Here is a 21,885-nt window from a genome sequence, read left to right on the forward strand (position 1 = left end):
GGCAAGGTTACTGAGTGGTAAGCTCGCTCGCAACCAGCACGAGAAGGAAGCGATAGGAATGGCAACAAGCGGCGGCAGTGCCAGTCCACGCCCGGAAACGGAACGCAAGCGCAAGGAGATCCTGCGCGCGGCGATCGAGACCTTCGGAACCAAGGGTTCGACGAACGGCACCCTCGCCGACATCGCCGAGCAGGTCGGCATCACCCACGCGGGCGTCCTGCACCACTTCGGCTCCAAGCAGAACCTGCTCCTCGAAGTGCTCGAGTTCCGCGACAAGGACGACGTCGCCCAGCTGCCGGACCGCCACGTCCCTCGTGGTCCCGCCCTGTTCGCGCACCTCGTCGCGACCGCGCAGCGCAACGCCCTCCGGCCCGGCATCGTGCAGGTGTACACCGTGCTCTCCGCCGAGTCCGTCACCGACGACCACCCCGCGAAGGCGTTCTTCCAGGACCGCTACCGCGTGCTCAGAGAGGAAGTCGACGCTGCCTTCCGCGCCCTCTGCGCCCAGGAGAATCTGACGGAGCCGGAGACGATCGACAAGGCTGCCGCCTCCATCCTGGCCGTGATGGACGGCCTCCAGCTGCAGTGGCTCCTCGACCCGACAGCCGTCGACCTCGCCGGCGCGAGCGAGTTCGCCATCCAGGGGATCGTCAACAGCGCACTCAACCCCGGACCGGAGCTCGGCACCTACCTGCGCGAGGGCTGAGCCCGTTCGCGGGCGCCGCCTACTCGGCCAGCACGATCCGCGTGCCGTGCTCGGCGGCCGCCTCCAGCGTCGCCGTGCCTGACCCCGGCGTGGTGACGACCGACTCGAAGTCCCGGATGGACGCGATGCGGTAGACACCCTCCCCGGGGAACTTGAGCGACGTGGCGACCAGGATGCTGCGGTCGGCCGCACGGCGCATCCTGTCTTTGACGCCCGCCTCCTGATTCAGGTCGGTGACGACCGAGCCGTCCGGGCGGATGCCCCCGCTGCTGATGACGGCGACGTCGGCGTGGATCAACGCCAGCATCTGCTCGGTGAGCGGGCCGGAGACGGTACCGGGCTTCGAGCCGACCGCGCCGCCGAGCAGGATGAGCGTGCACGTCGGATCGTCACCGAGCGCGCGCAGGATCCACAGGTTGTTCGTGACGATGGTGACGGGACGGTCCTTCAGCTGCCGCGCGATGGCGAGCGTGGTGTGGCCGATGTCGAGGAGCACCACCTGGCCGTCGCCGATCAGGTCGGCCGTCGCAGCGGCGACGACCAGTTTCTCTCCGGCGTCCGGGTCGAGATCCGGATACTCGTCGTCCGGCGTCTCCGCCGGCTTCGCTCCCCCGTGCACCCTGCGCAGGCTGCCGGCGATCTCGAGTCGTTCGAGGTCGCGGCGGATCGTGGTTCCGCTGACCGCGAGGAGCTGCGACAGTTCGTCCACCGTCGCGCTCCCTGCTCTGCGGACGCGGTCGACGATGGCAGCTTCGCGCTGGTGGGTGAGCATGTTTTCTTCTCTCGTGGCGGGCGAACCTCAGTCTCGCCGTGCTCATTTTCGCTCATATGAACGCCGAATGAACAGTATCTGGCGCTCATTTGAAAGGTGCTGCGCAACTATCGCCAAGAACGTGCACCCCCGATTAGCGTGACGAGTGTTCGCCCCGACGACCAGGACGAACGCCCCTCCACCCCCTTCCCTCTCAGGAGTGCTCCGTGAAAACCCCTCGCCTGATCGCCTCCGTGGCAGCCGTCGCTGCCATCGGGCTCGCCCTCGCCGGCTGCGCGCAGAGCAGCTCGGCCGCGTCGTCCACCGACGGCGCAGACAAGAAGCTCACCGTCTTCCTCAGCGCAGACACCAACATCCAGGATCTCTGGCAGAAGACGCTCATCCCCGCGTTCGTGAAGGCCAATCCGGGATACAGCGTGTCCGTCGACTTCGACCTGCACGGGCTGCACGACCAGCAGACCGTCGCCAAGCTCACCGCGGCGACCATCCAGAAGAAGGACCCCGGCTACGACCTCGTCGACGCCGGTTTCGTCTCGCAGGTCGCCGCATCCGGGCTGCTCGAGAAGGTCTCCGGCACCGACGTCCCCGGCCTGAAGGACGTTCCGAAGGACCTCGTCACGGCCGGCGGCAACGGCGGCATCCCCTACCGCGGCTCCAGTGTCGTGCTCGCGTACGACACCAAGACCGTCGCCACCCCGCCGAAGACGCTCGACGACCTGCTCGCCTGGATCAAGGCCAACCCCGGCAAGTTCACGTACAACTCCCCGGACACGGGAGGCAGCGGCCAGTCGTTCGTCACGACCGTGCTCGACCAGAACGTCTCCGCCGCCGACCGCACCAAGCTGGTCACCGGCTCGGCGCCCGAGGTCGAGGGCGACTGGGACAAGGGATTCGCGACGCTCGCGAGCCTCAACCCGTACGTGTACCAGAAGGGCGTGTACCCGAACGGGAACAACCAGGTGCTCGATCTCCTCTCCAGCGGCCAGATCTCGATCGCCCCGGTGTGGAGCGACCAGTTCGTCACCGGCCACAAGAACGGCCAGATCCCCGCGAACATCGCGTACACCCAGATCTCCGACCCGTCGCTGACCGGCGGCGCCAGCTACCTCGGCATCCCCTCCGCCACCCCGCGCAAGGCGGGAGCCGAGAAGCTGGTGTCCTGGCTGCTCACCCCGGATGCTCAGGCGCTCGTCGCAGACAGCATCTCCGGATACCCGGTGATCGCGCTCGACAAGCTGCCGTCCTCGGTTCAGGACCAGTTCAAGAACGCCGACATCGCCAACCTCCGCCCGGCATACTTCGCCACCACCGCCGCCGACATGAACAAGGCGTGGGCGCAGAAGGTCCCCGGCAAGTAATGGCCACCGTCACCGCCGCCCCGGCGGCGACCACCGCGGTCCGCAGCGCCAGCACGGCGCGGCGGTCCGCGGTGACCGGCTTCCTGCTCGCGCTGCCTCCCGTGGTGGTGATCGCCCTGTTCGTCGGGGTGCCCGTGGTGCTCGCCCTCGCGTTCAGCGTCGGCTTCACGGGCGGCCTGAACTCCGTGATCGCGGCCGTCGGTCAGAACGTGCACCACGCGGACGGCGCCCTGCCGACCTTCGCCGCATACGGCGACGTGTTCGCCACCGAGGCGTTCTGGCAGGACCTCGGGCTGACGCTCGGGGTGACCGTCGCGAGCACCGCGATCGTCGTCGTCCTCGCGGGCGGCATCGGCCTGTATCTGCGGCTGCGCGGCGGCTGGCTCGCCCGGTTCCTGTCCGCCATCGCCATCGTGCCGCTGTTCATCCCCGTGGTCATCGCCTCCTGGGCGATTCTCACCTTCTACTCCGCCGACGGCTTCCTCCGGAGCCTGCTCGCGCAGATCGGCGTCGACGGCCCGGTGTGGGCGTACACGGCGACCGCCATCGTCATCGGCTCCGCGTGGACGTCCCTTCCGTTCGCCGTGCTGATGATCGTGTCCGGGCTGCAGTCCGTTCCCGACGCTCTGATCGAGGCGGCCAGGGATGCGGGAGCGGGCACCGTGCGGATCGTGCGCACCATCCTGCTGCCGATGAGTGCCGTCCCGATCGTGATCGCCGTCACCTTCACCGCCATCGGCGTGATCGGCTCGTACACGGTCCCGTACTTCACCGGTCCGAACGCTCCGACCATGCTCGGCGTCGCTCTCGCCAGCTACTTCACCTCGTACAACCAGCCGCAACAGTCGCTCGTGATGGCCTTCGTGGTCTTCCTCGCCGCGGCGGGCATCGGCGCGCTGTACGTCTGGGCGAACTTCCGCAGCGCCCGCCGCGAGGGGAGGATCTGATGCCGGGCGCCGTCTCCGCCGTGCTCCGCGCATCCGGTGCCACGCTGTTCGCGATCGTGCTGCTGGTGTTCGTGCTCGGCCCGCTGCTCTGGCTGGGCGCCCACGCGTTCGCGGACACCTGGACGTACCCGCACCTGCTTCCAGACTCGTGGACGCTGCGCTGGTGGTCGACGGTGTTCAGCGATCCGGCGCTCGGCTCGTCCATCCAGAACTCGCTGCTCATCACGCCTGTGGTCGTGCTCGTCTCCGCCGTGGTCTGTCTGCCCGCCGCATACGCCTTCGCGCGGTTCGAGTTCCCCGGTCGCCGGCTCTTCCTGATCGGCCTGTTCGCCACGAACGCGTTCCCGCGGATGGGGCTGTTCGCGACCCTCGCCTCCCTCTACTACGCGCTCGGCCTGATGAACACGATCGCGGGTGTCGTGGTGGTGCAGCTCCTCGGGACCATCGTGTTCATGACCTGGATCCCGGCCGCCGCGTTCTCCGCCGTCCCCCGCTCGCTGGAGGAGGCCGCGCGCGACGCGGGAGCATCCCGGGCGCGCGTGTTCTTCACCGTCACGCTGCGACTGGCGCTCCCCGGCATCCTGGTCGGCGCCGTGATGGCGTTCCTCGCGGCGTTCGACGAGGCGCAGGGCACGTACCTGGTCGGCGCACCGGACATCCTCACCATGCCGACCGAGATGTACAGCCTCGTCCTCAACTTCCCCAAGCAGGTCGCCGCCGTCTTCTCGATCCTCCTCGCCATCCCCTCCGTCGTGCTGCTGCTCACCGTGCGCAAGCACGTGATGGGCGGCCAGCTCGCCGAAGGCTTCCAACTCAAATGACCGTCCGACTCACGAACAAGGAGCACTCCGTGACCTCCCTCTCCGCCGCGACCGGCGGCTCCGGTGCAGGCGGCCTGCGTCTCTCCGGGCTCAGCAAGACGCTGGGCGGCCGCACCATCATCGACGACCTCGACCTCACCGTGCAGAGCGGCGAACTGGTCTCCCTGCTCGGTCCGTCCGGCTGCGGCAAGACCACCACGCTCCGGATGATCGCCGGGTTCCTCGCTCCGGACGCCGGCAGCATCACGATGGCAGGCCGCGACGTCACGCGGCTCGGGCCGGACAAGCGGCCGAGCGCGATGGTGTTCCAGAACTACGCGCTCTGGCCGCACCTGACCGTGGCGAAGAACGTGGCGTACCCGCTGAAGCTGCGCACGCTGTCGCGCGCGCAGATCGCGGAACGGGTGGATGCGATCCTGACCCTGGTCAATCTCCTGCACCACCGGGACTCGCGCCCTCCGCGCATCTCCGGCGGCGAGCAGCAGCGCGTCGCCCTCGCGCGCGCTCTCGTGCAGGAGCCGGACGTGCTGCTGCTCGACGAGCCGCTCAGCAACCTGGACGCGAAGCTGCGCGTGAAGGTGCGCGAGGACATCCGGGACCTGCAGCAGCGGCTCGGGATCACCACGGTCATCGTCACGCACGACCAGGAGGAGGCACTCTCCATCTCGGACAGGGTGGCGGTGATGAACGCGGGCAGGATCGAGCAGTTCTCGACACCGACGGAGCTCTACGCCCGCCCGGCGACCGAGTTCGTCGCGACCTTCATCGGCTCCCTCAACCGCTTCGACGGCTCGTTCGACGGCTCACGCGTCGTGGACGGTCCCGGCGTCGTCGGCATCCGGCCGGAGGACGTGGTGTTCACGCAGGCGCCCGTGCCCGGCGGGGTGCGCGCCGTGGTCGAGCGGGTGGTGCCGCACGGTCACTTCCACGAGCTGCGGCTGCGCCGCGACGACATCACGCTGAACGCGTACGTCACCGGCCAGCCGCCGCAGCTGGGGAGTGTCGGCTTCGCCACCGTCGAGTCCGCCCTCCTGTACCACGACGGCCGTCTGGTCGAGCGCGCAGAGGCGGTGGTCGCATGACCCCGCGCGCCTGCGCCCACCGCGGCGACTCGTCGGTCTTCCGCGAGAACACCATCCGGGCCGTGCGGTCGGCTTTCGACAAACGTGCAGAGGTGGTCGAGATCGACGTGCGGCTCACCGCCGACGGCGACGTGGTCGTGCTGCACGATCCGACGCTCGAACGGCTCTGGAACGATCACCGCGCGATCGACGACGTGCCGACGGCCGACCTCGCGTCCTTCGGAGCGGCCGACGACCGGCCTCCCCTGCTCGCCGAGCTGCTGCCGCTCTTCGCCGACGCGGAGAGCAGGCTGGTGATCGACCTGGAGGAGGCGCGTTTCGCCGCCCCCGCGCTCGCCGTCGTCGCGGCATCCGGGATCACCGTGGACTGGTGCGGCGACCTCGACGGGATGCGCACCATCCGCTCCCTCGACCGGGATGCGCGCATCTGGTACCCCTGGGCCGCGCCCATCGCACCGACCGCCGACGACATCGCGAGCCTCGCTCCCGTGACGATCAACATCCCCTTCGCCATCGCCGACGACGCCTTCGTCCGAGCGGTCCACGACCTCGGCCTCACCGTCACCGCGTGGACTATCGACGACCCGGCCGACCTCGCGGCGGCCGTCGCCCTCGGCGTCGACACCGTCACCACGAACCAGCTCGACCGGCTCCAGGCGATGCGGTCGCAGCCCGTCTCCTCCCGTGCGGAGGTGGCGCGATGACCCCGGCCGAACTCGTCGACGCCCGCGACCGCGCCCGCGAGCTCGGGGCCTGGGCCGCCGAGCAGATCCGCACGAGCAGGATCACCGAGGTCTCCACCAAGGCGAACCCGGCCGACCTCGTCACCGAGCTCGACCAGTCGATCGAGCGGCACGTGCGCGAGCGGATCTCCGCCTGGTACCCGGATCACGCGTTCGTCGGCGAGGAGTACGGCGGCGAGTCTGCGCCCGGCCGCCCGACCTGGTACCTCGACCCGGTCGACGGCACCACCAACCTCGCCAACGGCGTGCCGTGGACGGCGTTCTCCCTCGCGCTCGCCCTGGACGACGTGCCCCTCGTCGGCGTGGTCGCCGACCCGTGGCAGAACGCGCTGTTCGACGCCATCGCCGGTGAGGGCGCTCGTCGCGACGGCGCAGCCATCGCGGTCGCGCCCGGCGGATCCCTCTCGGGAGGCGTGGTCGGCAGCGAGCTGGCCGGGCATCAGGCCTGGACGGGGATGCGCGAGCTCGCGCAGGCGCTCACCGATCGGTTCTGCACCCTCCGAGTGATGGGTTCGGGCACGCTCACCCTGCTCGGGCCGGCGGCGGCGCGCGGGGTCGGCGCGGTCATCCACCGGTTCAGCCCGATCGACCACCTGGCCGCCTGCCTCATCGCGGCGGAGGCCGGGGCGGTCGTGCTCGGCGAGGACGGGCAACCAGCCGTGTTCCCCGCGACCGGCGGCGTGCTGGTCGCCGCACCGGAGGTCAGCGAGGAACTGTACGACCTGTGGCGGGCTGCACTCGCCGGGCGATGATCAACGACGCCGGGATGTGCCCGGCCGCGAGGACCAGCGCCGCCGCGGCGATCCAGAGGTTGCCGAGCCAGGCCGCCGTGCTCAGGAACACCACGACGGGCAGTACGGCCATCGGGACCGGGATCACCCACCAGCGCCGGTAGAGCGTCTCTCCCGCTCGCCCCGTTGCGAGGTACCGCGCCCACAGGGCGTAGTAGCCCGCCAGCGCGGCGAGCGCCGGAACCGCCCACCAGCCGACCAGCTCGCCGGGCTCGGTGATCGGCGGGACGACCAGGCAAAGCGCCTGCCCCGCGCGTTCCAGCCACCCGAGCAGCCGGGGCACACGCGCCTCCGGCATCGGGGAGAGCGGCGGGAACCACACCAGCAGCAGGTTGGGAGCGAGCACGGCGAGCGCCATGATCAGACCCAGCAGAGAGAAGCCCACGCATGAAGGCTAGCGGTGCGCGATCTTCCTCTCCCGCATCCGGTCAGTCGTCGGCGGCGGCCTTCCCGTCCCCTGCGCCCTGATCGCGGAGCTTCGCCCACTGCCGGAGGCGTTCCGCGACGTTGCGTTCGTACCCGTTCTCGGTCGGTTCGTAGAACGTCTCGCGGGCCATATCGTCCGGGAAGTAGTTCGCGCCGGAGAATCCGGTCTCGGTGTCCGGGTCGTACTGGTATCCCTTGCCGTAGCCGAGGTCTTTCATCATCCGGGTGGGGGCGTTCAGGATGTGCGCGGGCGGCATCAGCGATCCCGTGCGCTTCGCCGCGGCGTTCGCCCTACTGAACCCGCGGTATACGCCGATCGACTTCGGCGCCGTCGCCAGGTAGAGCACGGCCTGGGCGATCGCGAGCTCGCCCTCCGGCGATCCGAGGCGTTCGTAGACGTCCCACGCGGCGAGCGCCTGCTGCACCGCGTTCGGGTCGGCCATCCCGATGTCTTCCGTGGCGAACCGGGTGATTCGGCGGGCGATGAACAGCGGGTCCTCTCCGCCGGCGAGCATCCGGGCCAGCCAGTACAGAGCGGCGTCCGGATCGGAGCCGCGCATCGACTTGTGGAGGGCGGAGATGAGGTTGTAGTGCCCCTCCTGCGACTTGTCGTACAGCGGGGCGCGCTTCTGCACGGCCGCGGCGAGCGCCGCCGAATCCACGGGTGCTGGTAGCGACTGCACCTGCTCGATCATGTTCAGCAGGTACCGGCCGTCGCCGTCCGCCATCGCGATGAGGGCCTGCCGGGCGTCGTCGTCGAGCGGCAGCGATGCGCCGAGCAGTTCCTCCGCACGTGTGATGAGGATGCCAAGGGCCGCGTCGTCGAGGCGTTTGAGCACGAACACCTGGCAGCGGGACAGGAGGGCGCCGTTGAGTTCGAAGCTGGGATTCTCGGTGGTCGCTCCGACGAGCACGATCGTGCCGTCTTCGACGTACGGCAGGAACGAGTCTTGCTGCGCCCGGTTGAACCGGTGGATCTCGTCGACGAACAGCAGCGTGCCCTGCCCGATCTCGCGCCGCCGCTGCGCGGCCTGGAACACCTTGCGGAGGTCGGCGACGCCGGAGAACGTGGCGGAGAGCGGTTCGAACGCCAGGTTCGTCTGCTCGGCGAGGAGGCGCGCGATGGTGGTCTTCCCGCAGCCGGGCGGTCCCCACAGGATCATCGACACGAGCCGCTGCGCAGCGACCATCCGCCCGATCGGCGCATCCTGGGCGAGCAGGTGGTCCTGGCCGACCACGTCCGCCAGGGTGTGCGGGCGCAGCCGATCGGCGAGCGGACGGGATGCGTCGTCCACGTCGAACAGAGAAGGCGGTAGCTCGCTCACGATCGCAGACTACCGTGGGGACCACCGCATCCCCAGCTGAGAGAAGGGAACACGACATGAGACTCACGATCAGCCTGCAGGTCACTCTGGACGGCGTCGCCCAGGCGAACGGCGGCAACAACGAGGAGATGGACCCCGGTTTCACCCGCGGCGGCTGGGCGCTGCCGCTGGGCGACGACGAGGCGGTGCAGTACATCCTCGACACCTGGCGACGCCCGGATGCGTTCCTCCTCGGCCGGAAGACCTACGGCCTGTTCGAGACATACTGGGGCGCGCGCAGCGACGACGACGGCTTCGGTGCCGCAATCAGCTCGAAGCCGAAGTACCTGGTCTCCAGCACGGTGTCCGACCCCACCTGGCAGAAGACCACCGTGATCTCCGGCGACGTCGCCGAGCGCGTGCGCGAGCTGAAGGCGCAGCCGGGCGGCGAGCTGCTCGTGGTCGGGAGCGTCGCCCTCGCCCGCTGGCTCCTCGAGAACGAGCTGGTCGACGAGCTGAACCTCATCCAGTTCCCGGTGATCGTCGGCGAGGGCGAGCGCCTATTCCCTGAGCGCGGTCTCGACTTCGCCCTGGACCTGCTCGACTCCCGGGTGTTCGGCACCGGTATCGTCGCCCTCACGTACGGAGTGGGAGGGCGGCCGGAGTACGCCTGAGCGACGACGACGACGACGGCTGCGGCCGGCGCGGAACCTCACCCCACCGGGATGCCGGCCTTCGCTGCCTCCAGCGAAGCGCGCAGCTCGGACAGGACCGCCGCGACGGCCTCCCGCCGCTCCCGCGGGATCGGGATGAGGGCATCCAGCTGCGCAAGGAACACCGCCTCCGCCTCGTCGACCAGGCGCTCCCCCTCCTCGGTGAGGCTGACCAGGGACGACCTCCCGTCCGACGGGTTCGGGTGGCGCCGGGCCAGGCCGCGCTGCACCAGGCGGTCCACCCCCTTGCTGATGGCCCCGACCCCGGCGACGAAGTTCTCCGCGATGTCGATCACCCGCGCGCCCGGCTTGGCCGCGAGGTAGCGGAGCATCTCGAACTGGGATGCAGCGATCCCGTGCTCGGCGCGCAGTGCGTCGTCGACCGCGTTGTACAACCGCGTCTCGGAGCGGACGAGGTCGTCGAAGAAGGCGGCCAGGTCGTCGCTCGCGCTTTTGTATGCCATGGCATATAGTCTAATAACTGCATGCCTCGGCATATATCCACGCGATCGGAGAGACCATGACCACGGAACAACGGAGAACCCTCGCCGAGCAGCTGCGGCTCGCCCCAGCACAGCATCCGACGACGATCGACGAGATGCGGGCCGGGTTCGCCGCCCTCATGGGCTCCTTCCCCGTGCCGGGCGGCATCCGCACCACCCCCACCCGCCTCGCGGACCGTGACGCCGTGCTGGTCGAGCCGGAGGCGGACCAGCGCCCGGGCACTCTGCTCTACTTCCACGGCGGCTCCTTCATCCTCGGTTCGCCGACGACCGCCCTGAGCATCACGGCGCAGCTAGTGCTCCGATCCGGGATGCGGGCGCTCTCGCTGGACTACCGCCTGGCGCCCGAGCATCCCTTCCCGTCCGCCATCGACGACGGCGTCGCCGCATACCGGGAACTCCTCTCCCAGGGCACGCCGCCGTCGTCCATCGCCTTCGTGGGCGACTCGGCGGGCGGCGGGCTGTCGGTCACCACCTGCCTGGCCGCCCGGGATGCGGGCCTGCCGCTCCCGGCGGCGATCGTCGCATTCTCCCCCGGCCTGGACCACACCCGGTCAGGGAGCAGCATGGTCGCCAAGGACGGCGTGGACCCCTTCTTCACCGCCGAGGCGATGCGACGCACCGGCGAGCTCTACCTCGCCGGCCAGGACCCGGCCCAGCCACTGCTCGCCCCCGCGGTGCACGCCGACCTTCACGGCCTGCCGCCGATGCTGCTGCAGGTGGGGACGAACGAGCTCCTGCTGGACGACTCCGTCCGCCTGGCCGAGCGCGCTCGCGACGCCGGCGTCGACGTCATCCTGGATGTCACCGCCGACGTGCCCCACGTGTTCCAGGCATACGTCGGCGTGCTGGACGAGGCGGCGGAAGCGCTCGACCGGGCAGCGCTGTTCCTCCGCCAGCGGGTGGAATGATGAAGCGACCGCGCTGAGCCGCGCCCACCGACAGGAGACCGCCGTGACCACCATCGCCGCCAATCTGGAGTGGCTGTTCACCGAAACGGCCGACTGGACCGCCGACCGCATCCGGGCAGCAGCGGCCCACGGTCTCGACGCCGTCGAGATCTGGGGATGGCGCGACAAGGATGTTGAGGCCATCCGGGCGGCGCTCGACGAGACCGGCGTCACGCTGCTGTCGCTCATCGTGGACCCACAGCTGCAGCTCACCGACCCGTCCACGCACGAGCCGTATCTCGACGGGGTGCGCGATTCGCTGGAGGTCGCGATCGCGCTCGGCGCCCCCAACCTCGTGGTGGTGGCCGGCCAGGAGCGGGATGGGGTGCCCCGGCAGGACCAGCACGATGCGGTCGCCTCCGTGCTCTCGCGCGCGGCGGCGATCGTCGCGGGCAGCGGGGTCACGCTGCTCCTCGAGCCGTTGAACTCGCGTGTCGACCACGTCGGGACGTACCTCTGGTCGACGAGGGAGGGACTCGACATCGTGCGCGAGGTCGGCTCCCCGCAGGTGCGCCTCCTGCTCGACGCCTACCACGCGCTCGTCATGGGCGAGGATCTCGCGGCCGTGGTCGGCGACGACATCGCCCTGGTCGGCCACGTGCAGGTGGCCGATGCCCCCGGCCGGCACGAACCGGGCACAGGGACGATCGACTGGCAGGCGCAGTTCCGTCTCCTCCGCGACCTCGGCTACTCGGGCCGCTGGGGCATGGAGTACACCCCGAGCCGCGAGACGGCCGCCTCGCTCCGCCACGTCGAAGACCTGGCAGCACTGGTCGACGGACCGCGCGCGTCGGGAACCACGGCGTTCGTCGCGGACACTACTTAGATATGAGGGGTATTCGACTGGACGAGCCGACTGTGCTCGAACGCGTGCGGGGCGGTGACGCCGACGCGTTCGGGGAGCTGTTCGACCTGCACCACGATCGTGTCTTCCGCCAGGCCATGCGACTGACGGCGTCCATCCACGACGCTGAGGACGTGACGGCCGTGGTGTTCCTGGAGGCCTGGCGCCGCAGGGATGCGATGCGCGAGGTGAACGATTCGGTCATCGGCTGGCTGCTGGTGATGACGAACTTCGTGTTCCGCAACTATGCGCGCGCATCCCGCCGCTACCGCACCGGGCTGGAGCAGCTGCCACCGCCCGAGCACGCGCCGGATCACGCGGACGCCGTGGACGAGCGCATCGACCGCGACTCCCGCCGTGCGGCACTGCGCCGTGCGCTGGCCACGCTGCCGCGACGCGACCAGGACATCCTGACGCTGTGCGTGCTGGAGGAGCTGAGCACGGCCGACGCCGCCGCGGCGCTCGGCATTGCGCCGGGCACGGTCAAATCGCGCCTCTCCCGGGCGAAGACCCGGCTCACCGAACTGCTGCAGCAGGACCCCACCGCGGCGGAACCTGCCACGAGTCCCGCCGCGACGGAACCCACCACGACGAACCCCACTACGACGAACCCCACTACGACGAACGGAGGAGAGCGATGAGCACCGAGCCCACCTTCGACCCGCGCCGCAAGGCCGCGATCCGCGACCTGGTCGTCACGCACGCGGCCGCAACGCAACCAGGCACCGCCCGCAAACGCACAGCGCTGATCGTGGCCCTGGTGCTGCTCGCCGTCAGCATCTCCGGCGGCACGGTGGCATACGCCCTCGGCACCGGACTTCTCGACCCGGCCCCGGTGGCGACCGCGACGCCGACACCGACACCCACTCCGACGCCGACGCCGACCGAGACACCGACCCCGACGTCCACACCCACCACGGTGGCGCCCGTCGACGATCCGGCAGATCCGTCCACCTGGACCATCCGTTTCGATGGTGTCGGTCCGGTCAGTCTCGGGACGCCTTTCGCGGCGCAGCACCAGATCATCCCCGCGTTCTCCGACGCCACCGACCCGATCTGTGTCCCAGAACTGGCGTTCTTGCTCGCCCCCAACGGCCTCCGCTTCAGGTTCGTGGGCGCAGCCGACGGCTCCGACCAGACCGCGGCCATCGAGTTCGGCAATTTCGGAACCGGCGCCGACGACCACGCGAATACCCCGAAGACGCCTGAGGGCATCGGTATCAGTTCCACGGCCGAGGAACTGCTCGCCGCGTATCCGAACATCCAGCAGACGGGCACGTACAACGACCTCGTCACCTACTACGGCCTGACGGACAACCAGGGCGGCTGGATCGTCTTCGCCGTGATGAACGGCGCGGTCACCGACATCCAGATCGCCAACGAAGCTGTCCTGCCGATCGGTCAGAAAAGAGTCAATTCCATCCCTTCCGAGCGCTGCCCCGCCTGACGGGTGGGCCAGGACGCCCACATCACCTGCGGCATCCCGAGCCCTCTCCATCCGGCCCCACTTGACACAATTTCTGACTGCACTCATAATTGAGTGCAATCACTAATCCTGTCAAGAAGGGCACACTCGTGCACGCACTCTCCCTGACCGCATATAAGGAGCCGCTCCAGCGCTCGGAGGTTCCCGAGCCGACCGTCGGCCCGGACGACGTGCTCGTCGCGGTGCAGGCGGCCGGGCTCAACCGGCTGGACGAAGGGATCCGGCAGGGGCAGTTCACGCAGATCGTGCCCCTGCAGCTTCCGCACACGCTCGGGCTCGACCTTGCGGGCACGGTCATCGAAGTCGGTTCCGCCGTCCGGAGATTCACCCCGGGCGACGAGGTCTTCGCCCGGCCGCGGGATGGTCGCATCGGCACGTTCGCCGAACGCATCGCCGTCTCCGAGGACGATGTCGCGCGCAAGCCTGCCTCCGTCGACATGATCGAAGCGGCATCCCTCCCCCTCGTCGCGCTGACCGCCTGGCAGGCGTTCGTCGAGCGAGGCCACCTGCAGGCGGGTCAGAAGGTCCTCATCCACGCGGGTGCGGGAGGGGTGGGCACGATCGCCATTCAGTTGGCGAAGCATCTCGGCGCAACCGTTGCCACCACCGTCAGCGCGGCCGACCGCGACTTCGTTCGCGGGCTCGGGGCGGATGTGGTGATCGACTACCGCACAGAAGACTTCGAAACCCTTCTCAGCGGTTACGACCTCGTGCTCGACAGCCTCGGAGGTGAGAACCTCGAGAAGTCGCTGCGCATCCTCAAGCCCGGTGGCACCGCGATCGGCATCGCCGGTCCCCCTGACCCAGCGTTCGCTCGACGGATCGGGATGAATCCGCTTCTGCGGACGGCGGTCGCCGGGCTGAGCCGGAAGATCCGCGCACAGGCGAAGCGCCTGGGCGTGACGTACGAGTTCCTCTTCATGCGCGCGGACGGCACGCAGCTCGAGCAGATCGCCGCGCTGGTCGACGAGCAGGTGCTCCGGCCGGTCGTCGGCCGTGTCGTCCCGTTCGAGCAGATCCCAGCCGAACTCGGTTCGCTCGCTCGCGGCGTTCGAGGCAAGTCCGTCGCCGCCATCTCCGGCCCGTCGCCGCGCGCCGACCGCTGATCGTCACCCACCACCGAAGGAGCCCACCATGAGCACGGAACCCGTCGTCACCGCATACCGTGACGCCCCCACACGCACCATCCGCGTCGGCGACACGACCGTCGCCTACCGGGAGCTGGGACCGGCAGGCGGCATCCCGGTCGTCTTCTTCGTGCACCTGGCCGGAACGCTCGACAACTGGGATCCACGGATCGTCGACCCGATCGCGAAGCACCGGCACGTCATCGCCTTCGATCAGCGCGGGGTCGGCGGTTCCTCCGGGAAGGTTCCCACGACCCTCGAGGCCGCAGCGGACGACGCATACGCGTTCATCACGGCGCTGGGATACGACCTGATCGACGTCTTCTCCTTCTCCATGGGCGGGATGATCGCGCAAGACCTCATCCTGAAGCACCCCGGCCTGGTCCGCAGGCTCGTCCTCACGGGAACCGGCCCGCGCGGCGGCAAGGACATGGACAAAGTGCTTTGGACCACGTACTGGGACATCCTCCGCGCCGCGCTCACCCGGTCCGACCCCAAGGAGTTCCTCTTCTTCAACCGCAACGCGACGGGCAAAGAGGCCGGAAAGGCCTTCATCGGGCGGCTCACGGAACGCGTGACCGACCGCGACAAGGACCTCTCGCTCTCCTCGTTCCACACCCAGCTGAAAGCCATCCAGAGGTTCGGCAGATCGGCACCGTCCGACCTGTCACGGATCACGCAGCCCACGCTCATCGCCAACGGCGACAACGACCGGATGGTGCCCTCCGTCCTCTCGGAGGACCTCCACCGGCGCATCGCCGGCTCCGAGCTCGTCATCTACCCGGACTCCGGCCACGGTGCGATCTTCCAGTACCACGAGCAATTCGCGCCGGTCGCCGTCGACTTCCTCGGCGCCTAGCCGAGGCCGCACCCCTCACCCGCACCGCTACCCCGAACAGTCAAGGAACCCTCATGCCATCGCTCAGCAATGCCGTCGTCCTCGTTACAGGCGCGAACGGAGGAATCGGCACCGAATTCGTCCGTGCCGCCCTCGACCGCGGTGCATCCAAGGTCTATGCGACCGCGCGCAACCCACAGACGTGGACGGACGATCGCATCGTCCCGCTCCCCCTCGATGTGACGGACGCCGACTCCATCGAAGCGGCCGTCAGCGCGGCGGGCGATGTCACCGTGGTGATCAACAACGCGGGAGGGGTCCCGCCGACGGCGAGCATGCTCGACATCTCCGAAGCCGACCTTCGAGCCAACCTGGAGCTCAACTTCTTCGCCCCGGTGCGCGTGTCACGCGCGTTCGCCCCCACCCTGATCGCGGCCGACGGCGCTGCACTGGTGAACATCCACTCTGTCGCCAGCTGGTACGCCTTCGGCGGGACGTACAGCGCGTCGAAGGCCGCACTCTGGTCCGCGACCAACTCGCTGCGGCTGGAACTCGACCCACTCGGCGTGCTCGTCACGGGAGTGCACGTCGGATACGTCGACACCCGGATGGCCGCGCACGCGGACGGCCCGAAGATGCTGCCCGGCGACCTTGTCGCCGCGGTGTACGACGCCGTCGAGGCCGGCGCGTACGAGGTCGTCGCCGACGACATCAGCGCCCGCATCAAGTCCGGCCTCGCCGCGCCCATCGAGGTCCTCTACCCGGAGTTGAGGACTGCGGGCGGCAACTAAACTCGTCTCCGAGCCGACCGACCACGTCGAAGGAACCCGAAATGAGCGACGTCACCGCCGAACTGGGGCGGCGCGAACGGAACAAGCGCGCCAAACTGGACCGCATCACCGCGGCAGCCTCCGAGCTGTTCGCCGTGCACGGGGTCGACGACGTCACCACGCAGCAGATCGCAGAGCTCGCCGATGTCGGCACCGGCACCGTGTTCCTCTATGCGAAATCCAAGGGCGAACTCCTCCTGCTCGTCCAGAACGCCCACTACGCCGAGGCGCTCGAGGAAGGGCGGGCCGCGGCCGCAACAGCACCGGATGCGCTCGAAGCGCTGCTCGCCGTCGCCCGCCCGATCGTCGCCTGCAACCGGGTCCAGATCGACAACGGACGCACTTACCTGAAAGAGATGGCCTTCGGCGATGCCGACGAGCCCCACCACCGCGCCGCGCTCGACATCGTCGCGCGGACCGAGGAGCTCCTGAGCGAGACCTTGCTGAGACACGAAGCGAGTACTCCGGCGGACGCGCCCGTGCTCGCCCACGTCATCTCCGCGATCATGCTCCTCTCCATGGCGTCGGCCCCGGATCCGGAGACCTCCGTCGACGACGTCGTGCGCGAGATCGCAACACAGCTCGCCGCGGTGCTCGCGCAGCGGTGAGCGTCAGAGCTGCCGCGCCGCCTCCCGGCCGGCGTGCGGCTCGTCGACGTCGCGCCCCAGGAGTTCGATCGCTTCCTCGGCGGGCGAACCGCTCTCCGGGGTGAACATCAACAGGCGGTGCATGGACTCGTCGGCAGGGGTGAGCACCTCGAACGCGAGTTCGACGTCGCCGACCTCGGGATGGTGGAACTGCTTGACGCCTGACACGCACAGCGCGACGGGGTGCCGCGCCCACAGCCTGCCGAATTCCGGGCTCTTGAGGCTCAGCTCACCGACCAGCGCGGTCAGTTCGGGATCGTCGGGGTTCCGCGCCGCGAGGACGCGCAGCGACGCGACCGCGCGCTCCGCCTCCTCCTCCCAGCGCCCGTAGAGCTCCCGGGTGTGCCCGTCGAGGAAGAGCATCCTGGTCGTGTTCGGCCTGTCGCGGGGACGTTCCGGGCTGTCGACGTGGAGGTGGCCGGCGACGAGCCGGTGACCGAGGGTGTTCCAGCCGAGCACCTCGCTGCGCTTGCCCAGGATGACGGCGGGGGTGTTCGTGAGCGAGTGGATGAGGCGAAGGGTGCCCGGTCGCGCGTAGTCCGGCTTCGCGGCGCCGGTGCGCCGGACGGGACGCTGGGGTCGTGCCAGGTCGAACAGGTGGGCCCGTTCATCCGGAGTCAGGTTCAGGGCGCGCGCGATGGAGTCGATGACGGACTCCGATGCGTTCACGCTCAGCCCCTGCTCGAGGCGTGTGTAATACGTCGCGCTCACCCCGGCGAGCATCGCGAGTTCCTCACGGCGCAGCCCGGGAACCCGGCGTGCGCCGTATCCGACGACTCCCACGTCCTCGGGCTGGAGTGCACCGCGACGGAGGCGGAGAAATTCGCCCAGCTCGCTCGGATTCGTCATGGTCTCATTCTGCTCTCTCGCCGCCGCTCGTGCCTGTCACTGCCAGTGCTAGGCACGGCCGGGTGTGGTTGCCGTTCCCGCACGACGGCATCGTTGGCGGAGTCAGCACACGAGAAAGGCTCACCATGACCACCAACGCAACGCCGGCTCACACCACCGGCACCGGGCCGACAGGGAAGGCGGCCGCGATGTCCGGCCGGCAGCGGGTTGCCCTCACGGTGCTGCTGACCGCGAGCTTCACACTCGCTGTCGACTTCTCCATCCTGAACGTCGCGCTGCCGAGCATCGGCGCCGATGTGGGCTTCGCGATCCAGAACCTGCAGTGGATCGCCACTGCGTTCGCTCTCTGCTCGGCCGGTTTCACCCTGCTGATGGGTCGCGTGGCCGACCTCGCGGGGCGCCGCAGGATGTTCCTGATCGGGATAGCGCTGCTCGGCGCCGGCTCGCTCGCCGGCGGCCTCGCCACGACCCCCGCACTGCTCGTGATCGCCCGCGTCGCACAGGGCCTCGCCACCGCGATCGTGGTCCCCGCGGCCCTCGCCCTGCTCCTCAGCGCCTTCCCGGAGGGGCGCGCCCGTGAGAAGGCCCTGGGCCTGAACGGTTCGCTCATGGCCGCCGGGTTCACGACCGGCGCGATCCTGGGCGGCCTGCTCACCGACCTTCTCTCCTGGCGCTGGGCGTTCCTCATCAACGTGCCCATCGCGGTCGGGGTACTGATCGTCGCGCCTCTGGTGCTCACAGAGAGCAGGGCGGTCGCGCGGATGAAGCTCGACGTTCCCGGCGCGATCACGGTGACCGCTGGACTGCTCGCGCTCGTGTTCGGGCTCACCACCGCGGCCGCGAGCTCGTGGGCGAATCCGACCACCGTGGTCTCACTCGCCGCCGCGCTGGCGTTCCTGATCCGGTTCGTCCTGATCGAGCGGAAGGCCGCGCATCCACTGCTGCCGCTCGCCATCCTCGCTCGTTCGAACGTGTCCTGGGGCAACATGACGGGGCTCGTAGCGTTCGCGACGGAGACGTCCCTCGTGTTCCTGCTGACGCTCTACCTGCAGCAGGTGCTCGGCTTCACACCTCTCGCGGCCGGGCTCTCCTTCGCCGTGCTGGGCGCCGGCACGGTGATCGGCGGTCTGGCCGGACCAGCGCTGATCGCCCGGTTCGGCAACAAGACCGCGATCGTCGGCGGCTTCCTCGTCCAGGGGGCGGCGACACTGGCCCTCGTCCTGCTGTCGTCGTCAGCAGCATCCATTTGGCTCCTCCTCGGCGCCACGTTCGTCGGCGGCGTCGCCAACCTGGTCGTGATCGTCGGGTTCATGGTCACCGCCACGTCAGGACTCGCCCCGGATGAGCAAGGGCTCGCCACCGGACTCACCACGATGAGCCAGCAGGTCGGCATCACCCTCGGAACGCCGATCATGAGCGCCGTCTTCACCGCCGTCGTCGTCGGCAGCACCGCGCCGCTCGCCGAAACGGTCCTCCGCGGTGTCTCGACCGCCATCTGGGTGAACGGCGGCCTGTGCATCGTGGCCGCGGTCGTGATCGCGCTGTTCCTCCGGAGGCGCGCCGAGTGACGGCGAGGAGTCGCAACCTCCGTCCTGTTACGCCACCAGCCCGCCAGACAGATCCTTGGCCGCCCCCACCGAGAAACTCACCGGCCGTTATGCTCCGAACATGAGCAACACTCGCCCGGCGATGGTCGCCGTATCGGTTTCAGATAGCCATGCCCGAGAAGCATTCGCGTAAACCGAGAGCGCTCCAGCGCTGGCGTCTCGCCGGCGTCGCATCGTATGCCGTCGGGATCGCAGTCGGCGCTTGCATTCTCTTCTTCACCCCGTACCCGAACTGGGCGGCGCTCTCGATCGTGCCATTCACCTCGCTGGGCAGCTGGCTGTTCTGGCGCGGCACCACGGGCCCGCGCCAGAGACGCTGACATACTCTGCCCCGCCACACATCAGCCACTCACACCGGCCACGGCTGCGCCCACACCCATACAGAAAGCAGAAAACCCCTGGCTAACCAGGGGTTTTCGTGGCGGTACCGGTGGGATTTGAACTCTAGTTTGGGCCTTGGCGACTCGTGCGATGTGGTCGAACTCCCGCGGAAATTCAACGAATTTGACCTTCTGTGATCTCGTAGGACCTCATAGGAACTCACACGTTTGTAGTCAAAATGTAGTCAAACGGCGCTTTCGTGAGGATCGGCTTTGCCGGCGCGTAGTTGGACAAATGCCTCGACACGACGTGCGTTGCGCGCGTGGGTTCTGAACTCTAGCCAAGGGTCTTGTGACGTCGGGGGCCACGAGCAAAACCGCAGAATCTGGCTGGTCCTTGACGCTCCTTGACCTCGCTCGACACTCTCTGGTTTCGCCCAAGTGTTGTCAAAGTGTTGTCACGCCGACCGCCCGACGGGACACCGGGCGTTAGTAAAAGGCATGCAGGGTGGAAATGCGTGCGCACCGCTGAAGTGCTATCGGGCTCGCATTAGACGACCGAGTATGCACACCTGAGCCAGGCGCGGCAGCGCACTGCAGATCAGCTGCGCGCCGCGGCAATCAAAGGGAGTCAGTGAGCCCGGGCGCCGAGCGACGCTAGGAGCGTTTCGGTGTCCGAGTCTGTTATTTCAGTAATTTGCCTCTGCGCGGCACGCACGTCCTCTAGGACCTGGACAGCGTCGCGCGGAAAATACTGGCTGACGAATTCCTGGAGCTCTTGCACCCTGACCTTCTCATCACTCATTGATGCGCCTCCCTCGAGCCGGTACAGCGGAGTGTGTGCTGGACCATGACGGATTCAGTTCTTGGTCGAAGTAGTGCTTTCGTTTCAACCATACAAAACCATCCCCCCGTGACACCACTGCGACGTCAACCGCACCACCAACAGTTTGGGCCTCGTTAATCGAGACCCGTCGTTTCAACGTCGTGAGATTTACAAGGCTTTCGGCCATCGCGCCCAACTCGTCCTTCGGCAAGAACGCGACACTTTGAAGAAGAGGACCCTTCACGCTTGCCTGTTCATACTCAGCCATGTGGCTGAGGAAGTCCCCGACGGCGGCAGTGGACAAGTCGTTAACCGCTTCGACCACGCCGGCCCGATCGGCCGGCGAAAGCCCCGCGAGCCGCGCATCTGCACTTACTGCGCCGCTCCCTTGTCCGCTCGCCCAGTCTGTCCAGAATTTGATCATCTCTCCGCGAACCTGATCCTGGATCCCATCGGTAAAGGATCGAATCATGTCGCCTTGGGCGAAAGACTTGATGTCGCCCGGTACCGTCACAGCGATATCGGTTCTCGACTCCGAGACATCGAACGCGAGGAGGCGATCGTCATACATGGCTTTAGTGCGGAACTCGCGGAGACGCGGGTAGTACTCGTCATCACCGAAGCCGGCAAGGACGACTCCGGAATAGACCCCGTCGGCGTCGTTGCGCCCGAAAGCGCGAAGCAAGAGTCCCACTCTCAAATTCGCCCGAAGCGCGTCAACCAGAGGCAAGTTCTCAAACACTTGGTCGATCAAGGAATCCAGGAGTTGGCGGTGTCGGGTCCCCAGTGTCCGGAGGCTTGGTAACGGCTCTGGCCAGGCATCAAGGGCGTAATTCTTTCGCGCAAAGCCCCAATAGTCGCGGATATGCTGCGCAACCAGCCTCGCACCCCTCCGCTCGGTTATTTCCTTGCCGCTTGCGATTTCGCCCTGAACGCTCACGACGATGCTGGTCCGAATGCTTATCAAATCGCCAATGATTGTCTGAGTGAACGCCTCGTCTTGCTGGCGCCGGGAGAACAGTTCAGCATGGTCGCGTATGAACGCCTTGAAGTCTTCTACGTAGTCGTCGAGCGTTGGCATAGAGACGTCGCAGCGCTCCTCGCGGTACGCCTTGATGATCGATTCCCAGGGGCGGAACGAGAGCTCCGCTGCGTTATAGATCATCACTCCGACGGGACGGCCCTTGATGAGCTCAAACAGCTTGTTGACCCCGTCGTAGACCTTAAGCCCAGTCGGCGTTGAGATGCTCACGGCGCTGTCCGCTGCAAGCGCCACGGCACTACGATTCAGAATCGCGATTTCCGTCGTCAAAGATGCTCCTCTGGAAAGGAATGACCATAATCTAGCGGACACCGCGGCGACGCTCGCAGCACCCAAACGGGGCGGGATAAGCG

General features: G+C 68.2%; 23 protein-coding genes. 17 read left to right on the forward strand and 6 right to left on the reverse strand.

Going from position 1 to position 21,885, the window contains the following annotated elements:
- The first annotated feature begins 58 nt into the window (after nt 1-58).
- Entirely contained in the window at nt 59-706 is a 648-nt protein-coding gene (locus tag HF024_RS15605) for a TetR/AcrR family transcriptional regulator (RefSeq protein ID WP_168690137.1), read from the forward strand.
- A gap of 19 nt (nt 707-725) precedes the next feature.
- Here HF024_RS15605 and HF024_RS15610 read toward each other — a convergent pair whose 3' ends face one another.
- Entirely contained in the window at nt 726-1,478 is a 753-nt protein-coding gene (locus HF024_RS15610; protein ID WP_168690138.1) for a DeoR/GlpR family DNA-binding transcription regulator, read from the reverse strand.
- A gap of 206 nt (nt 1,479-1,684) precedes the next feature.
- On the opposite strand from HF024_RS15610, the gene HF024_RS15615 reads away from it, so the two are divergent.
- The 6 genes from HF024_RS15615 to HF024_RS15640 are packed head-to-tail and all read left to right on the forward strand — an operon-like array spanning nt 1,685 to nt 7,181.
- Entirely contained in the window at nt 1,685-2,836 is a 1,152-nt protein-coding gene (locus HF024_RS15615) for an extracellular solute-binding protein (protein WP_085368965.1), read from the forward strand.
- Nucleotides 2,836-3,783 (forward strand): ABC transporter permease subunit, encoded by a 948-nt coding sequence (locus HF024_RS15620; RefSeq protein WP_168690139.1) that lies wholly within the window; start codon nt 2,836-2,838, stop codon nt 3,781-3,783. Before HF024_RS15615 ends, HF024_RS15620 begins: the two co-directional genes overlap by 1 nt.
- The gene (locus HF024_RS15625) at nt 3,783-4,604 is read left to right on the forward strand and encodes an ABC transporter permease subunit (RefSeq protein ID WP_168690140.1); all 822 of its coding nucleotides are present in this window, start codon (nt 3,783-3,785) and stop codon (nt 4,602-4,604) included. Before HF024_RS15620 ends, HF024_RS15625 begins: the two co-directional genes overlap by 1 nt.
- Nucleotides 4,601-5,686, forward strand: a complete 1,086-nt coding sequence (locus tag HF024_RS15630; RefSeq protein ID WP_168690141.1) for an ABC transporter ATP-binding protein — start codon at nt 4,601-4,603, stop codon at nt 5,684-5,686. The genes HF024_RS15625 and HF024_RS15630 overlap by 4 nt, the downstream gene beginning before the upstream one ends.
- Nucleotides 5,683-6,390 (forward strand): glycerophosphodiester phosphodiesterase, encoded by a 708-nt coding sequence (locus tag HF024_RS15635; protein WP_168690142.1) that lies wholly within the window; start codon nt 5,683-5,685, stop codon nt 6,388-6,390. Before HF024_RS15630 ends, HF024_RS15635 begins: the two co-directional genes overlap by 4 nt.
- A complete protein-coding gene (locus tag HF024_RS15640; protein ID WP_168690143.1) occupies nt 6,387-7,181 on the forward strand; it encodes an inositol monophosphatase in 795 nt (264 codons plus the stop codon). Before HF024_RS15635 ends, HF024_RS15640 begins: the two co-directional genes overlap by 4 nt.
- Here the strand turns inward: HF024_RS15640 and HF024_RS15645 are convergent.
- Nucleotides 7,132-7,605 (reverse strand): hypothetical protein, encoded by a 474-nt coding sequence (locus tag HF024_RS15645; RefSeq protein WP_168690144.1) that lies wholly within the window; start codon nt 7,603-7,605, stop codon nt 7,132-7,134. The genes HF024_RS15640 and HF024_RS15645 overlap by 50 nt on opposite strands.
- A gap of 43 nt (nt 7,606-7,648) precedes the next feature.
- Complete coding sequence (locus tag HF024_RS15650) at nt 7,649-8,971, reverse strand: replication-associated recombination protein A (RefSeq protein WP_247597147.1); 1,323 nt, start codon at nt 8,969-8,971, stop codon at nt 7,649-7,651.
- A 56-nt stretch (nt 8,972-9,027) separates the two neighbouring features.
- On the opposite strand from HF024_RS15650, the gene HF024_RS15655 reads away from it, so the two are divergent.
- Nucleotides 9,028-9,624, forward strand: a complete 597-nt coding sequence (locus HF024_RS15655; protein WP_168690145.1) for a dihydrofolate reductase family protein — start codon at nt 9,028-9,030, stop codon at nt 9,622-9,624.
- Between the two features lie 38 nt (nt 9,625-9,662).
- Here the strand turns inward: HF024_RS15655 and HF024_RS15660 are convergent, their stop codons facing one another.
- A complete protein-coding gene (locus HF024_RS15660) occupies nt 9,663-10,127 on the reverse strand; it encodes a MarR family transcriptional regulator (RefSeq protein WP_168690146.1) in 465 nt (154 codons plus the stop codon).
- Between the two features lie 56 nt (nt 10,128-10,183).
- Between HF024_RS15660 and HF024_RS15665 the strand changes: the two genes are divergently transcribed.
- The 8 genes from HF024_RS15665 to HF024_RS15700 all read left to right on the forward strand — a co-directional run bounded on the left by HF024_RS15665 (nt 10,184) and on the right by HF024_RS15700 (nt 16,849).
- Nucleotides 10,184-11,077 carry an alpha/beta hydrolase gene (locus HF024_RS15665; RefSeq protein ID WP_168690147.1) on the forward strand — a complete coding sequence of 298 codons (894 nt, stop codon included), beginning with the start codon at nt 10,184-10,186 and terminating at the stop codon, nt 11,075-11,077.
- A gap of 43 nt (nt 11,078-11,120) precedes the next feature.
- A complete protein-coding gene (locus HF024_RS15670) occupies nt 11,121-11,942 on the forward strand; it encodes a TIM barrel protein (protein WP_210723967.1) in 822 nt (273 codons plus the stop codon).
- A gap of 2 nt (nt 11,943-11,944) precedes the next feature.
- Nucleotides 11,945-12,601, forward strand: coding sequence for a sigma-70 family RNA polymerase sigma factor (locus tag HF024_RS15675; RefSeq protein WP_247597148.1), 657 nt, complete (start codon nt 11,945-11,947; stop codon nt 12,599-12,601).
- The gene (locus HF024_RS15680; protein ID WP_168688230.1) at nt 12,598-13,407 is read left to right on the forward strand and encodes a hypothetical protein; all 810 of its coding nucleotides are present in this window, start codon (nt 12,598-12,600) and stop codon (nt 13,405-13,407) included. The genes HF024_RS15675 and HF024_RS15680 overlap by 4 nt, the downstream gene beginning before the upstream one ends.
- Nucleotides 13,408-13,535: 128 nt before the next feature.
- The gene (locus HF024_RS15685; RefSeq protein ID WP_168690149.1) at nt 13,536-14,552 is read left to right on the forward strand and encodes an NADP-dependent oxidoreductase; all 1,017 of its coding nucleotides are present in this window, start codon (nt 13,536-13,538) and stop codon (nt 14,550-14,552) included.
- A gap of 28 nt (nt 14,553-14,580) precedes the next feature.
- On the forward strand, nt 14,581-15,432 hold the full coding sequence (locus HF024_RS15690) for an alpha/beta hydrolase (RefSeq protein WP_168690150.1): 852 nt from the start codon (nt 14,581-14,583) through the stop codon (nt 15,430-15,432).
- Nucleotides 15,433-15,485: 53 nt separating this feature from the next.
- A complete protein-coding gene (locus HF024_RS15695; RefSeq protein ID WP_168690151.1) occupies nt 15,486-16,202 on the forward strand; it encodes an SDR family oxidoreductase in 717 nt (238 codons plus the stop codon).
- 41 nt (nt 16,203-16,243) lie between these two features.
- Nucleotides 16,244-16,849 (forward strand): TetR/AcrR family transcriptional regulator, encoded by a 606-nt coding sequence (locus HF024_RS15700; RefSeq protein WP_085368981.1) that lies wholly within the window; start codon nt 16,244-16,246, stop codon nt 16,847-16,849.
- 3 nt (nt 16,850-16,852) lie between these two features.
- Here HF024_RS15700 and HF024_RS15705 read toward each other — a convergent pair whose 3' ends face one another.
- Nucleotides 16,853-17,737, reverse strand: coding sequence for a helix-turn-helix transcriptional regulator (locus HF024_RS15705; protein WP_168690152.1), 885 nt, complete (start codon nt 17,735-17,737; stop codon nt 16,853-16,855).
- A 188-nt stretch (nt 17,738-17,925) separates the two neighbouring features.
- Here HF024_RS15705 and HF024_RS15710 point away from each other — a divergent pair, with 188 nt between their 5' ends.
- Nucleotides 17,926-19,305, forward strand: coding sequence for an MFS transporter (locus tag HF024_RS15710; protein ID WP_210724097.1), 1,380 nt, complete (start codon nt 17,926-17,928; stop codon nt 19,303-19,305).
- Between the two features lie 1,156 nt (nt 19,306-20,461).
- Here the strand turns inward: HF024_RS15710 and HF024_RS15715 are convergent.
- Nucleotides 20,462-21,802 carry a hypothetical protein gene (locus HF024_RS15715; RefSeq protein ID WP_168690154.1) on the reverse strand — a complete coding sequence of 447 codons (1,341 nt, stop codon included), beginning with the start codon at nt 21,800-21,802 and terminating at the stop codon, nt 20,462-20,464.
- Nucleotides 21,803-21,885 lie beyond the last annotated feature (83 nt).

This window comes from Leifsonia sp. PS1209, assembly GCF_012317045.1.
Lineage (GTDB): Bacteria > Actinomycetota > Actinomycetes > Actinomycetales > Microbacteriaceae > Leifsonia.